The 16759-nt window shown below is 63.7% G+C and carries 18 protein-coding genes; 16 read left to right on the forward strand and 2 right to left on the reverse strand.

What is annotated here, in order from left to right; genetic code table 11:
- The first annotated feature begins 2 nt into the window (after positions 1-2).
- The 11 genes from HDIA_RS10640 to HDIA_RS10690 all read left to right on the forward strand — a co-directional run bounded on the left by HDIA_RS10640 (position 3) and on the right by HDIA_RS10690 (position 10327).
- Positions 3-1310: an NtaA/DmoA family FMN-dependent monooxygenase gene (locus tag HDIA_RS10640; RefSeq protein WP_099558833.1), complete on the forward strand. Its 1308-nt coding sequence runs from the start codon at positions 3-5 to the stop codon at positions 1308-1310.
- A gap of 68 nt (positions 1311-1378) precedes the next feature.
- Positions 1379-1936 carry a flavin reductase family protein gene (locus HDIA_RS10645; protein WP_245884234.1) on the forward strand — a complete coding sequence of 186 codons (558 nt, stop codon included), beginning with the start codon at positions 1379-1381 and terminating at the stop codon, positions 1934-1936.
- A gap of 39 nt (positions 1937-1975) precedes the next feature.
- Positions 1976-2641, forward strand: coding sequence for a 3,4-dihydroxy-2-butanone-4-phosphate synthase (ribB, locus tag HDIA_RS10650; protein WP_099556141.1), 666 nt, complete (start codon positions 1976-1978; stop codon positions 2639-2641).
- 9 nt (positions 2642-2650) lie between these two features.
- A complete protein-coding gene (locus HDIA_RS10655) occupies positions 2651-3751 on the forward strand; it encodes an MsnO8 family LLM class oxidoreductase (RefSeq protein WP_099556142.1) in 1101 nt (366 codons plus the stop codon).
- Positions 3748-4257, forward strand: coding sequence for a flavin reductase family protein (locus HDIA_RS10660; protein ID WP_099556143.1), 510 nt, complete (start codon positions 3748-3750; stop codon positions 4255-4257). Before HDIA_RS10655 ends, HDIA_RS10660 begins: the two co-directional genes overlap by 4 nt.
- A 376-nt stretch (positions 4258-4633) precedes the next feature.
- A complete protein-coding gene (locus tag HDIA_RS10665) occupies positions 4634-5947 on the forward strand; it encodes an NtaA/DmoA family FMN-dependent monooxygenase (protein WP_099556144.1) in 1314 nt (437 codons plus the stop codon).
- Positions 5948-6046: 99 nt separating this feature from the next.
- On the forward strand, positions 6047-6883 hold the full coding sequence (locus HDIA_RS10670) for a transporter substrate-binding domain-containing protein (RefSeq protein ID WP_099556145.1): 837 nt from the start codon (positions 6047-6049) through the stop codon (positions 6881-6883).
- A gap of 101 nt (positions 6884-6984) precedes the next feature.
- On the forward strand, positions 6985-7836 hold the full coding sequence (locus HDIA_RS10675) for a transporter substrate-binding domain-containing protein (protein WP_099556146.1): 852 nt from the start codon (positions 6985-6987) through the stop codon (positions 7834-7836).
- Between the two features lie 195 nt (positions 7837-8031).
- The gene (locus HDIA_RS10680; RefSeq protein WP_099556147.1) at positions 8032-8730 is read left to right on the forward strand and encodes an ABC transporter permease subunit; all 699 of its coding nucleotides are present in this window, start codon (positions 8032-8034) and stop codon (positions 8728-8730) included.
- Positions 8727-9542 carry an ABC transporter permease gene (locus tag HDIA_RS10685; protein WP_099556148.1) on the forward strand — a complete coding sequence of 272 codons (816 nt, stop codon included), beginning with the start codon at positions 8727-8729 and terminating at the stop codon, positions 9540-9542. Before HDIA_RS10680 ends, HDIA_RS10685 begins: the two co-directional genes overlap by 4 nt.
- The gene (locus tag HDIA_RS10690) at positions 9539-10327 is read left to right on the forward strand and encodes an amino acid ABC transporter ATP-binding protein (RefSeq protein ID WP_197708128.1); all 789 of its coding nucleotides are present in this window, start codon (positions 9539-9541) and stop codon (positions 10325-10327) included. The genes HDIA_RS10685 and HDIA_RS10690 overlap by 4 nt, the downstream gene beginning before the upstream one ends.
- Before the next feature lie 46 nt (positions 10328-10373).
- Here the strand turns inward: HDIA_RS10690 and HDIA_RS10695 are convergent, their stop codons facing one another.
- Entirely contained in the window at positions 10374-11030 is a 657-nt protein-coding gene (locus HDIA_RS10695) for a TetR/AcrR family transcriptional regulator (RefSeq protein ID WP_099556149.1), read from the reverse strand.
- Positions 11031-11186: 156 nt separating this feature from the next.
- Here HDIA_RS10695 and HDIA_RS10700 point away from each other — a divergent pair, with 156 nt between their 5' ends.
- The 5 genes from HDIA_RS10700 to HDIA_RS10720 all read left to right on the forward strand — a co-directional run bounded on the left by HDIA_RS10700 (position 11187) and on the right by HDIA_RS10720 (position 15629).
- Positions 11187-12122, forward strand: coding sequence for a shikimate dehydrogenase (locus tag HDIA_RS10700; RefSeq protein ID WP_245884236.1), 936 nt, complete (start codon positions 11187-11189; stop codon positions 12120-12122).
- A 60-nt stretch (positions 12123-12182) separates the two neighbouring features.
- A complete protein-coding gene (dctP, locus tag HDIA_RS10705) occupies positions 12183-13172 on the forward strand; it encodes a TRAP transporter substrate-binding protein DctP (protein WP_099556151.1) in 990 nt (329 codons plus the stop codon).
- 195 nt (positions 13173-13367) lie between these two features.
- Positions 13368-13883, forward strand: coding sequence for a TRAP transporter small permease (locus HDIA_RS10710; RefSeq protein WP_099556152.1), 516 nt, complete (start codon positions 13368-13370; stop codon positions 13881-13883).
- Positions 13880-15181 (forward strand): TRAP transporter large permease, encoded by a 1302-nt coding sequence (locus HDIA_RS10715; RefSeq protein ID WP_099556153.1) that lies wholly within the window; start codon positions 13880-13882, stop codon positions 15179-15181. The genes HDIA_RS10710 and HDIA_RS10715 overlap by 4 nt, the downstream gene beginning before the upstream one ends.
- Positions 15182-15191: 10 nt before the next feature.
- Positions 15192-15629 carry a type II 3-dehydroquinate dehydratase gene (locus tag HDIA_RS10720; RefSeq protein WP_099556154.1) on the forward strand — a complete coding sequence of 146 codons (438 nt, stop codon included), beginning with the start codon at positions 15192-15194 and terminating at the stop codon, positions 15627-15629.
- 16 nt (positions 15630-15645) lie between these two features.
- On the opposite strand, the gene HDIA_RS10725 is transcribed toward HDIA_RS10720, so the two are convergent.
- A complete protein-coding gene (locus HDIA_RS10725) occupies positions 15646-16746 on the reverse strand; it encodes an ABC transporter ATP-binding protein (protein ID WP_099556155.1) in 1101 nt (366 codons plus the stop codon).
- Positions 16747-16759: the final 13 nt, after the last annotated feature.

Below are 16759 nucleotides of genomic sequence, written 5' to 3' on the forward strand. Positions count from 1 at the left end.
CGATGCCCAAGCGTTTCCATCTCGGCTGGTTCATGAATTTTGCTCTCGACGAGTGGAACAGGCCCTTCGCGGCTGGCGGCAAGCCCTGGGACGGCACCTTCTACATCGACATGGCCAAGTCCATGGAGCGGGCGTGCTTCGACTACATCATGCTCGAAGACACGCTCATGATCTCGGACGCCTACGGCCATTCGACCGAGGCCTATCTGAAATACGCAATCATGGGGCCGAAGGGCGATCCCTCGCCGATGGCTTCCCTGATTGCCAACCACACCAAGAACCTCGGCGTCGTCGCCACATTCTCGACGATGGCCTATCCGCCCTTCATGCTGGCGCGGCTCTGCGCGACGCTGGACAATATCGCCGGCGGCCGCTTCGGCTGGAACATCGTTACCTCGGGCGAGAATTACGCCGCCATGAACTTCGGCATGGACGAGTTGCCGCCGCGCCAGGCCCGCTACGACATGGCCGACGAATATGTCGACCTCGTCAAGCAGCTCTGGTCGAGCTGGGACCGGGATGCGGTCGTGATGGATCGCGAGACCGACACCTATGCCGACTACACCAAGGTTCGTCCCATCAACTTCGAGGGCAAATACTACAAGTGCCGAGGGCCGCTGAACTGCGTGCCGACGGTTCAGCCGGGTCGCCCGGCCTTTGTCCAGGCCGGCGGATCGCCGCGCGGGCGCCAGTTCGCGGCGGAGACCGCCGACAGCATCATCGCCCCGTCGTCGGGCGTTGCCGGCATCAAAGCCTATCGCGACGACGTGCGCGCCCGTGCGGCGGCCTCGGGGCGCGATCCGGACGAGATCAAGGTGCTCTTCGTCGTCGCCCCTGTCCTTGGCGAGACCGAGGAGGAAGCGCACGCCAAATTCGCCCGCATTTCCTCCGCTCCCGGCTATATCCCCAAGGTGCTGGCCTCGATCAGTTCGATCACCGACATCGACTTCTCGCAATTCGATCTCGACAAGGAACTGCCGCATCTCACCACGAATGGCGAGCAGGGATCGCTCGACGCCTTCGCCCAGTGGGGCAGCGGCAAGACGCTGCGCGAACTGTGCATGGAGCAGGTTTCGCGCGGCCTCGACGGCCTCGTCGGAACGCCCGAGCAGGTCGCGGACCGCATGGGCGAGATCATGGAAGAGGTCGGAGGCGACGGTTTCCTGATCACCCGGCCGTTCACCACCACCATCAGCCGGCAATACATCCTGGAGATCTGCGAGGGCCTCGTGCCGGCCCTTCAGCGGCGCGGCCTCACCCGCACCGAATACACCAAGTCAACGCTGCGCGAGACGCTGCGCGAATTCTGATCGGCCGGAGTGCTGCCTGGTCGCCCATGCTGCACTCGGCCCGCCCCATGAAACGGAGTGATCCAGCCATGGCCCTTGCCGACCACGCCAGTGACACGATGACGGCGCTCGCCACCGCCTCCGAGGACGATGTCTTCGCCATCCCGACCGTTGAAAAGCAGGTCTATCGTGACGGCATGGCGAGGCTGGCCGCCGCCGTCAACATCATCACCAGCACGGGCGAGGGCGGCTGGGTCGGCTTTACGGCCTCGGCGGTGACTTCGGTCACCGACAGCCCGGCGACATTGCTCGTCTGCGTCAACAAAGGGGTCCAGGCCCACGCCACGCTTTCGGCGAACCGGATCCTGTGCGTCAACACCGTGGCGGGGCCGCACGAGGATCTCGCCATGGCCTTTGCGGGCGGTTCGAAGGACATGGCCACCCGTTTCGCCGGCGCGGAGTGGACGACGATGGTCACCGGAGCGCCGGTGCTCGAGGGCGCGGCCGTCGCTTTCGACTGCCGCGTCTCGAACATCATGAGCGGCGCCAGCCACGATGTCTTCTTCTGCGAGGTGCTTGCCGTGCGCCATTCGCCCGAGGCCGATGCGCTCGTCTACCACGCCCGCAAGTTTCACCGCCTGTCCTGACGCGCAATCGGCGTCCATGGCCACCCGTCCGGAGGATGGATGAACAGCATCTGCGATCCAAAACCCCGCGCCTTGCCGATGAGCGATCTGGCGACGGCCGAAGAGATTGTCGCCGAGGCGCGCGCCGGACGCATGGTCGTGCTCGTCGACGACGAGGATCGCGAGAACGAGGGCGACATCGTCGTTCCCGCATCCTGTACGACGCCGGAGATGATCGCCTTCATGGCCCGGCAGGCCTGCGGCCTCGTCTGCCTCGCCATCGACGGCGCGACCGCCGAGCGGCTCCAGCTGCCGCCGATGGTCTCGGCCAACACGGAAACCTTCCAGACTGCTTTCACGGTCTCGATCGAGGCGCGCGAGGGCGTGACCACCGGTATCTCAGCGCAGGACAGGGCCCGGACCGTCGCGGTGGCGATCGATCCGGCTTCCGGTCCGGCGGATGTGGTCATGCCGGGCCATCTCTTTCCCGTGGTCGCGCGGGACGGCGGGCTTGGCGTCCGCGCCGGCCACACCGAGGCCGCCGTTGACCTTGCCCGCCTCGCCGGCCACGCGCCGGCCGGGGTCATCTGCGAGATCATGAATGAGGACGGGACCATGGCCCGCCTGCCGGATTTGATGGTCTTCGCCCGGCGGCATGATCTTCGCATCGGCACCATCGCCGACCTTTCCGAATATTGCCGCAACGCGGCAAGCCCAGTCGTCTGAGGAGATTTCATGCGCCTGTCGGTTCTCGATCAGTCGATCCTCGCTTCCGGTCGAAGCGCGGCGGATGCGATCCGCGAGACCCTGGCGCTTGCGAAGTCTTGCGAGACTTTCGGCTACCATCGCTTCTGGGTGTCCGAGCACCACGGCTATCCGGGTCTTGCCGGATCGGCGCCGGAGGTTCTTCTCGGCGCGGTCGCTGCGGCAACATCGTCGATCCGCATCGGCAGCGCCGCGACCATTCTCGCCCACGTCTCGCCGCTCAAGGCCGCGGAACAGGCCTTCGTCCTCGGCGCGCTGGCTCCCGGACGGGTCGATATCGGACTTGGCCGTGGACCGGGCGCGGACCGTGCGACGATCTACGCCCTGCGGCCGGAAGCCATGGATGATCCTCTTGCCGTCATCGGGTTTGACCGCTTCGGCAATGAGGCGGCCGATGTCGTCGAGTTGCTTGGCAGCGGCAGCTTTGCCGGCGGCCATCCGTTCGCCGGCGTGCGGGCCGTGCCCGGACCGGAAGAAGGAAGCGAGGGGCCTGAGCCCTGGATCGTCGGCGGCACGCCGCGCACGGCAAGACTGGCCGGGCAGCTTGGTCTTCCCTATGCCTTCGCCCATTTCGTGGCGGACGGGGCAGGGGGCGAGGAGACGGTTGAGGCCTATCGCGCCGCCTTCGTCCCGAGCCGGTATCGCCGGACGCCCTATCTGGCGGTCTCTGCCTTTGCGGCCGCCGCGCCAACCGAGGCCGAAGCCGATGGTCTTTACCGGTCCTATGCCTGGTGGCGGTCGGCGCGCGACAAGGGGCGGTTTGTTGCCATCGATCCCGTTGGGCAGGCGGGCAAGGATCCGGCAACGGAGCCGGATCGCCCGGTCGACCGGAAATTCTTCGGAACCGCGGAAACCGTGCTGGCGAGCCTTGAGGCATTGGCAGGCCATTATGGTGCCGACGAGATCGTCGTTCAGGCACCGGTGCATAATTTCCGGGCCCGCGTCCGTTCGCTGAAGCTGATGGCGGAGGCGGCCGGGCTCGGCGCTCGCCGCCAGTCTTCGATCCCGCCGGAGACCTACCTTTCCGGAGCGGGCCTTTCCCCGACACGTCTGATGGAGCCTTCGCGATGAACGACATGCCCGCCAAGATCGACCCCGGAACCTTCTGGCGCACGCTCGGAGCCCGCGCCATCGGCATGACGATCGTCACCACCAAGGGCGAGGACGGACCGGCCGGGTTCCTGGGCCTTTCGGCGGCACACGTCACGGCCGATCCCGCCACCATGCTGGTGTCGATCGACAAGAAGACGAGCGCGCTGGCCGGCGTGCTTTCCAGCCAGTGCTTTGCGGTGAACTTCCTCGATGCCGACGCCGGTCACGTCTCCGATGCGTTTGGCGGCAAGTCTGGCCTTTCCGGCGCCGATCGCTTCGTCGAGGGGGAGTGGACCGCACTTGAGACCGGCGCTCCGGTCTACGGACAGGCGCTCGGTGCCTTCGATTGCGTCGTCGAGGACGTCATCGAACGCGGCAACATTTCGATCGTCATCGGAAAGGTCGTTGCCGCGAGCAGCCGTGCGGACGGTGAACCGCTGCTGTTCTTCCGTGGCAAGGTGATGAAGGGATTTGCGGCTGCCTGACCGGATGCGGCCCGGTGCCAGTCCTCCGCGATAAACTGCTAAGGTTGTTGGAGAAATGCCGATGAGCAAGTAAATATTGGGCGATTTCGCCAATAGATTGTCTAAATGATATTGAACTTTGCGCTGTCAGGGTCTAAAAGGCCTCGACAGCGTTTGTGCTATTTGATCGCTTTAGTATCTATACTGAATAAAATTTTGGCTATGCGCCAATTTTCGGTGCACAAATTGCTCTCATATTTTCAATTGTTGATTTGGTCAATGCAGATGTATTTGGCCAAGTGGCTGTGTGTACGCTTTTTCCCGTAGAGAAACTGCCGGGGGCAGTGAGCTTGTGGCGCGGTTGCCGGAAGCTCTTCGGGAGAAAAGATCGCGTTTCATGGCCGTAAAACCGTTTCATCTCGCATGGTTTCTTCAAGGGTCGAGCATTGCCGGTTGGGGGGATCCCTGGTCGGGAAATATCGAAACAGAGTGGATGGGGGCAGGGGCGTTCCTTGACCTTGCGCGAGCCATGGAGAGGGCCTGCTTCGACTACATCCTGATCGAGGATTCTATTTACGTCGGCCAGAACTGGAAGAATTCGCGCGAGATCTTCCTCAAGAACGGCATTTCCATCCCGCGTCAGGAACCCTCGGTCGTCGCGACGCTGATGGCGGCGGCAACGACGCGTCTCGGTATCGTTCCGACCCTGTCGACCTTCGCCTATCACCCGTATCTGACGTCGCGCATCGTCGGAACGCTCGACCAGATTTCGGCCGGCCGCGGCGGCTGGAACATGGTGACCGGGTCGTCCGACCTGTCGGCAATGAACTTCGGCATGGACGCGCTGCCCGAACACGACAAGCGCTACCTGATGGCCGAGGAATACATCCAGATCTGCAAGGGCCTCTGGGGCTCCTGGGAGCCGGATGCCATCGTCGCCGATCATGAAAGCGGTGTGCTGATCGACCACACCAAGGTCAAGACCATTGATTTCAAGGGCGAATACTACGCCTCGCGCGGGCCGCTGAATTCGGGACCGGCGCCGCAGGGCCAGCCGGTGATCGCCCAGGCGGGCGGTTCGAAGATGGGCAAGGCCTTCGCCGCCCGTCATGCCGACACCATCGTCGCCGCCCCGCGGGGCACCGCGGCGATGAAGAAATACCGTGAGGATGTCCGCGCCGAGATGGTGGCCGCCGGCCGCGATCCGGAACACTGCAAGGTGCTCTTCCTGCTTCAGCCCATCGTCACCGAGACGAAGGCCGAGGCGGAGGAGAAGATCGCGATGCGCCGGGCCTTTGCGGAGAACAACATCGACCGGATGCTGGCTCGCTTCGGCTGGTCGACCAACCTCGATCTTTCCGACTGCGACCTCGACGCGCCGATCGGCGAACTGACGACCAACGGCCACCAGTCGAGCCTTGCCCAGTTCCTCGACGGCTCGAAGGGCAAGACCCTGCGTCAGGCGATCATCGACCACACGACCCGTGGCTACTGCGTCGACGTCGTCGGCACGCCCGAGGACTGCGCCAGCCAGATGGAAGAGATCATCGAGGAGGTCGGCGGCGACGGCTTCCTCATCGAGCAGCCGAACGTGAACAGGCGCACGGTCGCCTCGATCACCGACGGTCTCGTCCCGGTGCTCCAGCGCCGTGGGCTGACCCGCAAGGCCTACGCGCACGAACAGCTGCGCGACAATCTTCTCGACTTTTGACCGTTCGACGACGGCGGGCGCCTGCGCCGCCTCGTCGATACGAGCTTGCAGGACGCATCACCGAACAACCCGAATTCGATCACTCACCGGAGACCAAAGATGTCCCCATCCTTCACGAAACTTCGTTCACTTGTCGCCGCCGCCGGTCTCGGACTTGCTGCCCTGGCCGTTGCCTCCGCGCCCGCTGCCGCGGAAAAGCTGCTGCTCGGCAACGAAGGCGTCTACCCGCCCTTCAGCATCGTCGATTCCGACGGCAATCTCACGGGCTTCGAGCCGGAGCTCGCCCGCGAGGTCTGCAAGCGCATGGACGTTGAATGCGAATTCGTCGTCATGGACTTTAAGGCGCTGATCCCCTCGATCCTGCAGGGCAAGTTCAACGTCCTGACGAGCCAGCTCTCGCCGACCCCCGAGCGCCTCAAGAAGCTCACCTACAGCGAGCCGATCATCTACAACCCGGCCACGTTCATCGTGAAGAAGGACAGCGACTACACCTTCACGCCCGAGGGTTTGAAGGGCAAGGGTCTCAAGATCGCCCTCCAGCGCGGTGCGTCGTCGATCCCCTATATCGACAAGCATTTCCCGGATGTCTTCGAGAAGGTCCTCTATGACAACCCGGACCAGATGCGCCTCGACCTGATGGCCGGCCGCATCGACCTTGTCTTCGACTCCAAGCTCAACTGGACCTTCGAGCTGATCATGAAGCCGGAAGGCAAGGACTGGAAGATCGCCGGCGGCGACCATTGGCTCGGCGATGAGGCCGTCCCCCAGGAAAAGCGCGGCTACAGCTGGGCTGTCCGCAAGGGTGACGAGGCTCTGATCGAGCGCTTCAACGTGGCCATCGACCAGGTGATTACCGACTGCTCCTTCACCAAGATCCGCGAAAAATTCCTGTCGGTTCCCATTCTGGCGCGGGAACAGGCCTGCCTCACCAACTGAGGCGGGCACCCCCGCACCGACTCTGCATCAGACCCAAGAACAACGTGAGATGAACTCCGCCATGACGTAACCCATGACCCCTCTGTCAAGGAGACGACACCATGACGTTCATTGCATACGAACGCTCCGTGCTTCGGAAAACCGCCCTCAGCGCGACCATGGCGCTGGCAGTCCTGACCGGCCTGACAGCCGCCGCGACGGCGGAGACAATCAGGCTAGGCAATGAAGGGACCTATCCGCCCTTCAGCATGGTGAATGCCGCAGGAGACCTGGTCGGGCTGGAACCGGATCTGGCCCGTGCCATGTGCGAGCGCATGGGCGTCGACTGCGAGATCCAGGTCATGACGTTCAAGGCACTGGTGCCGTCGATGCTTCAGGGCAAGTTCGACGTTCTGATCTCGCAGATCACGCCGACCGCCGAGCGCAAGGAGAAGATGCTGTTTTCGAGGCGGATCATCGCCAACCCGATGGTCTTCCTCGTACCGACGGATTTCGATGCGCCGATGACCCAGGAAGGTCTCGCCGGCAAGGGCATGAAGCTCGCCCTGCAAAGCGGCGGGGCGCACATCAAGATGGCCAAGGACATGTTCGGCGACAGCGTCGAATACGTCCTCTACGACAACCCCGACCAGTTCCATCTCGATATGCAGGCCGGGCGGGTCAACATGTCCTTCGAGGCCAAGCTCAACGCCGAGGTGGAGTTCCTCTCTAAGGACGCAGGCAAGGGCTTCAAGATCACGGAAGGCGAATACTGGATAGGCGAGCCCGACGTGCCGGAGAACGAACGCGGTCTCGCCTGGGCGGTCCGCAAGGACGACCCGGAACTGGTCAAACGGATGGATGCGGCGCTGGAGTCCCTGATCGCGGACTGCACCTACACCGAGATCCGCAAGAAATATCTTGAGATCAACACGCTTCCCGAGGATGCGGCCTGCGAATCCAAGGTCAACTAGTCGGCCTTGGCCATTCTTCCCCGATGGCCTGCCCCGGCCGGGCTCCCGGTGCCCGGCCGCCGCTCCCGGCACGGCGTTTGCTGCGCGGTCGCTGGTTGCCGGCGGCGGGGCTGGCCGAGGGATCGGGAGGGCGGCGGCCTGGCTTGAGGCCGGCAATCCGTCCGGTGCCGCTTCGCACACGCCTGGGAGAGACCCATGGAAATCACATCCCCCGAGTTCTGGGGCTACATCAACCAGATGGCGAACGGCGCCTGGGTCACGATCGAACTTTTCGTGTCGGGGTTCACGCTGGCTTTCATCCTTGGCACGGTCGTCGGGATCATCAGCCTGTCGCGGAACGTCGTGATCCAGGCGATCTGGCGCACCTACGCCTCGATCATGATGGGTGTGCCCTCGCTGCTGGTGATCTTCATCCTCTACTACGGTGGCAGCGCGATCCTCTCCGGGATTTTCGGCACCTCGCGCATCGTCGACGTGACGCCCTTCGGGGCGGGCCTTGCCGCGCTGACGCTCGTTTATGCCGCCTATGTCGCCGAACTGGTGCATGGCGCGGTGCGCAATCTCCCACGCGGACAGTTCGAGGCCTGCTCCGCGCTGTCGATCCGCCCTCACTGGGCCTGGTACCACGTGATCCTGCCGCAGGTCTTCCGCCTGGCCCTGCCGGGGCTGGTCAACATCTGGCTGATCGTCCTGAAAGACACGCCGCTAGTCTCTCTGGCCGGCCTCAATGATCTCGTCGCCACGGCCAAGATCTCGGCCGGCGCGACCAAGGAACCCTTCATCTTCTTCATCGCGGCGTCGCTGTTCTTCATTGCCTTCAGCGCGCTGTCCATGCCCCTCGCCACCCGTCTCGAGGCTCGCCTCGGTCGCGGCATCGCCAAGGTGAAGACATGAGCGCACTTCCCATCGACCTCGACCTTGCGATTGAAAGCCTGCCGGACATGCTGGACGGGCTGATGACGACCATCACCATGACGGTGATCGTCCTTGCCCTCGGCCTGATCCTGTCGGTGCCGATGGCGTTGGCACGGATGTCGAAGAACCCCATTCTGTCCTGGGGGGCGGCCACCTTCGTCATGTTCTTCCGCGGCACGCCGCTGCTGACGCTGCTCTACCTCGTCTACTATGGCTTCGGGCAGATCGAATCCCTGCGCGAGGGGCCGCTCTGGTTCATCTTCGGCAGCGCCTTTGCCTGCGCCGTCATCGGGCTCGCGCTGAACCATGTCGCCTTCATGGTCGACGTGGTGCGCGGCAGTCTGGAGGCGGTGCCCGCCGGTCTTGTCGAGGCGGCCTCCGCGCTCGGCATCTCGCCCCAGCAAACTTTTCGCGAGATCCAGATGCCGCTCGCCGTCCGCTACGGCCTGTCCGCCTACCAGAACGAAGTCGTGATGTTCACCAAGGGAACCGCGGTGATCAGCGTCATCACGGTCGTCGACCTGACGGCGGTCGCGAACTCCGTCTTCGAGCAGACCTACGATCCCTTCACGCCGATGCTGACGGCGGCCTTCCTCTACTGGTCGCTGGTCAACCTGATCCGGCTTGGTTTCCGGCTGCTGGAGGCGCGTCTCAACCGCCATCTGAGGGCGCATGAGGCGAGCCGCACTGAGGAGCATACCGAAGCCGGCTCCTCCCTTCCTCTCGTCACACGAGGGCTGCGCATGTCCCGCAGCCTGTTCCTGCGCGCACCCAAGGAGCAGACGCCATGACCATGCCATCCTCCGAGACGGCGACCGACCAGCCGCCTGCCGCGAAGGAACGTGCAATCGCCGTCGAAATGAAGGGCGTGGAGAAATACTACGGCAAGTTCCGCGCCCTCAAGGGCATCGACCTGGAGGTTCGGCGCGGCGAGAAGATCGTCATCTGCGGTCCCTCGGGCTCCGGCAAGTCGACCCTGATCCGCACAATCAACCGGCTGGAGCCGCATGATGGCGGGCGCATTGTCGTCAACGGCGTCGAACTCGACGGCACTCCCGGCAAGACCCAGGACGTGCGGCTCGAGGTCGGCATGGTCTTCCAGCAGTTCAACCTCTTTCCGCATCTCACCATTCTGGAAAACTGCATGCTCGCGCCCCGTCTGACACGGGGTCTGTCGAGAGCGGCGGCCGAACGGACGGCGATGCGCTACCTGGAGCGTGTGCATATCGCCGAGCAGGCGCACAAATATCCGAGCCAGCTCTCGGGCGGCCAGCAGCAGCGCGTCGCCATTGCGCGCGCCCTTTGCATGGAGCCGCCCATCATGCTTTTCGACGAACCGACGTCCGCGCTCGATCCGGAGATGATCAAGGAGGTGCTCCAGGTCATGGAGGATCTCGCCGCCGACGGCATGACCATGATCTGCGTCACCCACGAGATGGGCTTTGCGCGCCGTGTTGCTACCCGCTGCGTCTTCATGGACAAGGGCGAGGTCGTGGAAATGGGACCGGCGGCGACCTTCTTCGAGACACCGGAGAGCGACCGGCTGAAGGCGTTCCTCGCCCAGATCCTGCACTGATCATCTGCAGGCATGGTTCTGTGTCGATGTCCTCGCCGCAGATCGGTCAATCCGCCTTCACATACCTGACGATCATGTCGACGACGGCCTCTTTCAGCCGGGCAAGGGACTCGCTGGTGCCGAGGTCGCGCTTGAAGATGGCGGAGAAGGTCGCCCGGTTGGAAACGTTGAAGAAGCACAGGGCACTGATCTGCCAGTGCAGTTCGATCGCATCGAGGCCGGGCCGGAAGGAGCCCTCCGCGACGCCGCGCTCGTAGAGTTTGCGGATCGCGTCGATGGCGGTCACATTGAGCTGCTGGATGACTGGCGAGCGGGCGATATAGTCCGCGTGGTGGATGTTCTCGATCATCACGAGGCGGATGAAGGCCTCGTTGCTCGTGTGGTGATCGAAGGTGAAGCCGACGAGCGTCTTGAGGGCCTCCAGTGGCGACAGCCCTTCCAGATTCAGCGCCGCCTCCGTCGCGCGGACCCTGCTGTAGCAGTCTTCCAGGACCTTCAGGTAGAGGCCGTCCTTGTCGCCGAAATAATAATAGATCATCCGCTTGCTGAACTTGGTCTTGGCGGCGATCTCGTCGATCCGCGCACCCGACAGGCCGTTCTCGGCGAATTCCTTGGTGGCGACTTCTATGATATTGCGTTTTGTCGCTTCGGGGTCGTTCGTGCGGCTTCGCCCGGCTGCGATGTTGGCTGTCTCGATCGTCATGTCGGTCACTGCTCCCGCTCCCCAGGGGGCGATTATTGACTATACGAACTGGTTCGTCCACAGTCGCGCGCACGTCTTGCAGGCGCGGACCCGGCTGCCGAAGGTACGGGCGGGCCGGGAACAGCGCCGCATGGTAGCAGTGCGAGGCAGTCAACCGTGACATCGACGAAGAATGGCAGCGGGCGCGCCATGGCGCAGGATCCGTTGCCGGCCATCAGGGCGGGCCTGATCGGACGCGGCATCCAGAAATCGCGAACGCCCGGCATGCACGAGGCCGAGGGGGCGCGGCTCGGCCTGGACTACCGCTATCGCTTGCTGGACTTCGATCACATGGGCCTTCAGGATTCCGATCTTCCGGCCATTGTCGAAAAGGCGAGGGCGGAAGGCTACCGCGGCCTGAACATCACCTATCCCTTCAAGGAACGCGTCATCGCCTGTCTCGACCGGCTGTCCGACGATGCCCGCTCCATCGGCGCGGTCAACACGGTGGTCTTCGAGGCCGGCGAGGCGACTGGCTACAACACCGATTGCTGGGGCTTCGGCGAAAGCTTCCGGCGCGGCCTGGATGAACCGCGCCTCGACCGCGTCGTGCTGATTGGCGCGGGCGGCGCCGGCATGGCCGTCGGCAAGGCGCTGCTCGACGTCGGCGTCCGGCATCTCGTGATCGCGGATCGGGACAGCGACAAGGCGGCAAGTCTCATCGCAAGCCTTGGCGAACGCTGCGGGCATGACCGCGTCAGCCATACCGACAATGTTGGTGCGGCAATCGCCCGGGCGGACGGCATCGTCAATGCAACCCCGGTGGGCATGGACAAGTATCCCGGCATGTCGGTGAAGCCGGAGGATCTGCGTTCCGACCTCTGGGTGGCGGACGTCGTCTATTTCCCGGAAGAAACCGAACTGCTGCGGCAGGCGAGGGCGCTTGGCTGTCAGGTTCTGCCCGGCTCTGGCATGGCGATCTTCCAGGCGGTGATAGCCTTCCGGCTGATGACCGGCGTTGAGCCTGATCCCGAGCAGATGGCCGGCCACTTCCGAGCTCTCCGGCGCGACGGGGGCATGCGCATTGACATAAACGAACTATTTCGTCCATAGTTGATGGAAAGAAGCGGCGGCTGCAAAGAACAAGCCCCGCCAGAAGGGAGGAAAAGAAAAATGGTGCTTTCTCTCACGCGACGAGTGGCCCTCGTTGGCGGTGCCATTCTGGCGACCGCCGGCTTTGCGACGACCGTCCTTGCCGCCGAAAAGCCGACGCTCAAGTTTTCCGCCGTCTTCAGCGACACGGACATTCGCGCCGAAGCGATGCGCGAACTCGGCAAGGCCCTTTCCGACGATTTCAGTTTCGAGCCGCATTTCGGCGCGACGCTCTTCAAGCAGGGCACCGAGCTGGTGGCCCTGCAACGCGGCAATCTTGAGGCCGGCATCGTCGCCCCGCAGGATATCGCCAAGCAGATCCCGAGCTGGTCGATCCTCAGCTCCGCCTATCTTTTCCGCGATGCCGTTCATCTGAAGACCTTCTATGCCAGCGACGTCGGCAAGGAAATGACATCGGCGGCCGAGGAGCAGCTTGGCGTTCACATTGTCACGCCGGTCTACTTCGGCACGCGTCAGGTCAACCTGAAGCCGGAGAAGGAAATCAAGACACCCGCCGATATGGCCGGCATCAAGCTGCGTATGCCGGGCGGCGACGCTTGGCAGTTCCTCGGCACGGCGATCGGCGCCAATCCGACGCCGATGGCCTATTCCGAGGTCTATACCGGGCTCCAGACCGGCGCGATCGACGGCCAGGACAATCCGCTGCCCAACGACTACAACATGAAGTTCTACGAGGTGACGTCGCAGATCGTGCTGACGAGCCACCTCATCGGCTACGATCTTTTCGTCGTGTCGAAGAAGACGTGGGATTCGCTGACGGACGAGCAGAAGTCGAAGCTGGAGACCGAGGTCACCAAGGCGGTCGACTCGAGCACCCAGAAGCACCTCGACGAGGAGACCCGCCTTGCCAACTTCTTCAAGGAGCAGGGCCTCAAGGTCTACAAGCCGGACGTCGATGCCTTCCGCGCCTTCGCCCAGGAGAAGTATCTTGAGTCCGATCTCGCCAAGGACTGGCCGGAAGGACTTCTGGACAAGATCAATGCCCTCTGAGCGGCAGGTCGCATCGATACTCTGAGATTGTCGGGGGCTGCCTTGAACGCAGCCCCTTGATCGTTTGTATAGTGTCGTCTCGGAGCGATCCGCTCTCCCTGTTTTTCAGCCCACCCGGGCACCCTTCCGGAGCGTCTGTGCGCTTCGCCGCAAACGCATCCTTTCCGGATGCCGGCGAGGCGGTCGAGCAGTGTCATGAACCCATCCCTGCCTGGATTCCTTGGTTGGCTGAGACGGCGCGCGGAGAATGTTGCCGCGGCGCTGCTCGCGGCCGTCTTCATCTCCTTCATCCTGCAGATCCTGTTTCGCTATGTGCTCGCCTGGCCGGTCGGCTGGACGATCGAGGTCAGCACGCTGGCCTGGATGTGGCTCGTTCTCTGGGGCGCGGCCTTCGTCGTCACGGAGCGTGACGAGATCCGCTTCGACATCATCTACGGCGCCGTTCCCGATCGGGTCCGCCGGGGCTTTGCCGTGGTCACGGGCCTCGCGCTGATCCTGCTGCTGGCAAGGTCGCTGCCGGCAACGATCGAGTATGTGGAGTTCATGAAGGTCGAGAAGGTCTCCTACATCGACATTCCGCTCAACTACGTCTTTTCCATCTACGTCGTCTTCGCGGTCGCGGCGATCGTCCGCTACGCCTGGATCATCGTCGAGGCCATTCGCGGCCGGACGCCGGATTTGACCGATCCCTCGCATCTGAGGGAAGAATGAGCTTCATCGATCCCTTCAACGCCTGTCTTCTGGCGATGACGGCGCTGGCCATCCTCGGCCTGCCCATCGGCTATTCGATGATTGGCGGTTCGATCGTCTATCTGCTCATGCAGGGCCAGGACGTCTCGATCGCGGCCGAGCAGCTTCTTCAGGGCCTGAGGGGCAGCTTCGTGCTTCTCGCGATCCCGCTCTTCATCCTGTCGGCCGAACTGATGAACATCGGCAGCCTGTCGGGACGGCTGCTGGACTTCTGCAACGCCTTCGTCGGCCGCTTCCGCGGCGGGCTCGGGCATGTGAACGTCGTCCAGAGCGTGATCTTTGCCGGAATGTCCGGGTCCGCCATTGCCGATGCGGCCGGCGTCGGTCGGCTCATCATCGGCATGATGACGCGTGACGGGCGCTACAGCCCAAGCTACGCCGGCGCGATCACGGCGGCCTCGGCGGTCATCGGGCCCATCATTCCGCCGTCGATCCCGATGGTTCTGTTCTCGCTCGTCTCCGATACGTCCATCGGCTACCTGTTCCTCGGCGGTGCGGTCCCCGGCCTGCTGATGGCGGCGATGCTGATGGCGATCAACAGCGTCATGGCCCGGCGCAGGGGGTTCCCGGTCGAGGAACCGGTTCCGGTGCGGCGACTGCCGCTAATCACCTTTCGGGCGATCCCGGCCCTGATGATGCCGGTGATCCTCCTTGGTGGCATCTACGGCGGCGTGACGACGCCGACCGAGGCTGCCGCCGTCGCCGCGCTCTACGCCTTTCTCATTTCCGCGCTCTTCTACCGCGAGCTTTCGGTTCGCGATGTCTACCGGGCCGTGCTGTCCAGCGCCCGGTCAAGCGCTTCCATCGGTCTGATGATCGGCGGCTCCCTGGTCTTCAACTATGTGGTGACGAGCGAGAACATTCCGGCGACCCTCAGTGCGTCGATCGCCGGATATGAGCTCTCGCCAATCGGCTTCCTGCTCCTCGTCAACGTGGTCCTGCTCGTTCTCGGCTGTCTGCTCGAAGGCATCACGATCCTTCTTGTGATCGTTCCGATCTTCGTTCCGACGGCGCAGGCGCTCGGTATCGACATGGTGCATTTCGGCGTGGTGGTCGTCGTCAATCTGATGATCGGCCTGATTACGCCGCCCTACGGCCTGCTGCTCTTCGTCGTCGCCAATCTGGCACGCGTTGGACTGCTGCCGTTGATCCGGGACGTCCTGCCGTTCCTGCTCGCGCTGCTCGCGGCGCTTGCCTTCGTGACGCTCGTCCCGGACTCCGTTCTCTGGCTACCCCGGCTTCTTGGATACAACGGATAGGCCTCTTGCCATGACCCGACCGATCTTCGTTCTCAACGGACCGAACCTCAATCGTCTCGGCACGCGCGAGCCGCATATCTACGGCACGGCGACACTGGCAGACGTCGAGGCGCTTTGCCGCGAGGCGCTGCCGGATCGGCCGATCGACTTTCGCCAGACGAACCATGAAGGGCAACTGGTGGAATGGGTGCAGGAGGCGATCGACGGCGCGGACGCGATCGTGATCAATCCTGCCGCCTATTCCTTCACGTCAATCGCGCTGCTCGACGCGCTGAAGATGTTTCCAGGACCGATCATCGAGGTCCACATCTCCAACATCCATCGCCGCGAGGCCCACTATCACCGCTCGTATGTGTCGCTGGCAGCGACCGGCGTCATCGCGGGCCTAGGGCCGGATGGTTATGTCTTCGCGCTGAAAGCCGCGGAGAAAATCCTTTCGCGACGCTGATCGATCTCCAGACGGCCTAGAGCGCGCGCTGGCTCTCGCTGTCGAAGAGCACCAGCCGCTCCGCGTCGACCGCGACGCTGATCGTGTCGTTGGCAAGATAGGGGTGGACGTGGTCCGTCTTGATGCGGATCAGGTTGTCCGCGACCCGCGCTGTGACGAGGCTGTACTTGCCGAAGGGTTCCCAGGCATAGACCTGCATCGAAACAGCGGCCCCCTGAGGCTCATGGCCGAGGATGTCCATCGCGTTGGGGCGGATGCCGAGCGTCAGGCTGCGCGAGTTGGCGGAGGCGACTCGGCGGGCCGCATCCTCAGGCAAGGTCAGAGACAGGCCGGGGCTGTCGAAGCGAAGACCGTCACCCTCCTGCGAGACCGTGCCGGCAAAAAGGTTCATCGCCGGATCGCCGACGAGGCGGGCGACGGCGGTCGTCGCCGGACGGTAGTAGATTTCTTCCGGCTCGGCGAACTGCTCCACCTTGCCGTCGATCAGCACGGCGACACGGTCGGCGATGGAGAGGGCCTCCATGGCATCCGGCGTCGCCCAGAGCGTCGGCGCATCCTTCTTGGTCTGGCGCCGACGGATGAGACCGCGCAGGGCGTTGCGCAGCTTGGCGTCGAGATGCGAAATCGGCTCGTCGAGCAGGTAGATGGACGCGTCCTGCACCAGCGCGCGGCAGAGCGCGACGCGCTGCTTCTGGCCGCCGGAAAGCTCCGACGGCAGGCGGGCGCGCAGATGCGCCATCTCCGTCATTTCGAGCAACTCGGCAACGCGAGCCTCGATCTCGTCGCGCTTGTATTGCCCGCGCCGTACGGGCGAGGTCAGCGGAAAGGACACATTCTGCGCGACGTTGAGGTTCGGGTAGAGCGCGTAGGACTCGAACATGTGCGCGACGCGCCGGTGGTGCGTCGGAAGCGTCGTGAGTTGCGATCCGTTGAGGTCGATATGTCCCTCATCGGGGATTTCGAGGCCCGTGATCAGCCGGCAGGTGGTCGTCTTGCCCGCGCCCGAGGGGCCGGTGAGGGCGACGATCTCGCCTGGGCGAATGTCGAGCGTGACGCCGGAAAGAACGGCCTCACCGTCGAAGCGCTTGCCCAGCGATGTCAGTTGAAGTCCTTGCATGCTCGTCAATCCG

The sequence above is a fragment of the Hartmannibacter diazotrophicus genome, assembly GCF_900231165.1.
GTDB lineage: Bacteria > Pseudomonadota > Alphaproteobacteria > Rhizobiales > Pleomorphomonadaceae > Hartmannibacter > Hartmannibacter diazotrophicus.

Coding starts and splice junctions, on each gene's coding strand:
- HDIA_RS10670 (WP_099556145.1), top strand. CDS start 6,047: ATGTCCCCATCCTTCACGAAACTTCGTTCACTTGTCGCCGCCGCCGGT.
- HDIA_RS10680 (WP_099556147.1), top strand. CDS start 8,032: ATGGAAATCACATCCCCCGAGTTCTGGGGCTACATCAACCAGATGGCG.
- dctP (WP_099556151.1), top strand. CDS start 12,183: ATGGTGCTTTCTCTCACGCGACGAGTGGCCCTCGTTGGCGGTGCCATT.
- HDIA_RS10690 (WP_197708128.1), top strand. CDS start 9,539: ATGACCATGCCATCCTCCGAGACGGCGACCGACCAGCCGCCTGCCGCG.
- ribB (WP_099556141.1), top strand. CDS start 1,976: ATGAACAGCATCTGCGATCCAAAACCCCGCGCCTTGCCGATGAGCGAT.
- HDIA_RS10695 (WP_099556149.1), bottom strand. CDS start 11,030: ATGACGATCGAGACAGCCAACATCGCAGCCGGGCGAAGCCGCACGAAC.
- HDIA_RS10645 (WP_245884234.1), top strand. CDS start 1,379: ATGGCCCTTGCCGACCACGCCAGTGACACGATGACGGCGCTCGCCACC.
- HDIA_RS10640 (WP_099558833.1), top strand. CDS start 3: ATGCCCAAGCGTTTCCATCTCGGCTGGTTCATGAATTTTGCTCTCGAC.
- HDIA_RS10675 (WP_099556146.1), top strand. CDS start 6,985: ATGACGTTCATTGCATACGAACGCTCCGTGCTTCGGAAAACCGCCCTC.
- HDIA_RS10655 (WP_099556142.1), top strand. CDS start 2,651: ATGCGCCTGTCGGTTCTCGATCAGTCGATCCTCGCTTCCGGTCGAAGC.
- HDIA_RS10720 (WP_099556154.1), top strand. CDS start 15,192: ATGACCCGACCGATCTTCGTTCTCAACGGACCGAACCTCAATCGTCTC.
- HDIA_RS10715 (WP_099556153.1), top strand. CDS start 13,880: ATGAGCTTCATCGATCCCTTCAACGCCTGTCTTCTGGCGATGACGGCG.
- HDIA_RS10665 (WP_099556144.1), top strand. CDS start 4,634: ATGGCCGTAAAACCGTTTCATCTCGCATGGTTTCTTCAAGGGTCGAGC.
- HDIA_RS10660 (WP_099556143.1), top strand. CDS start 3,748: ATGAACGACATGCCCGCCAAGATCGACCCCGGAACCTTCTGGCGCACG.
- HDIA_RS10710 (WP_099556152.1), top strand. CDS start 13,368: ATGAACCCATCCCTGCCTGGATTCCTTGGTTGGCTGAGACGGCGCGCG.
- HDIA_RS10725 (WP_099556155.1), bottom strand. CDS start 16,746: ATGCAAGGACTTCAACTGACATCGCTGGGCAAGCGCTTCGACGGTGAG.
- HDIA_RS10685 (WP_099556148.1), top strand. CDS start 8,727: ATGAGCGCACTTCCCATCGACCTCGACCTTGCGATTGAAAGCCTGCCG.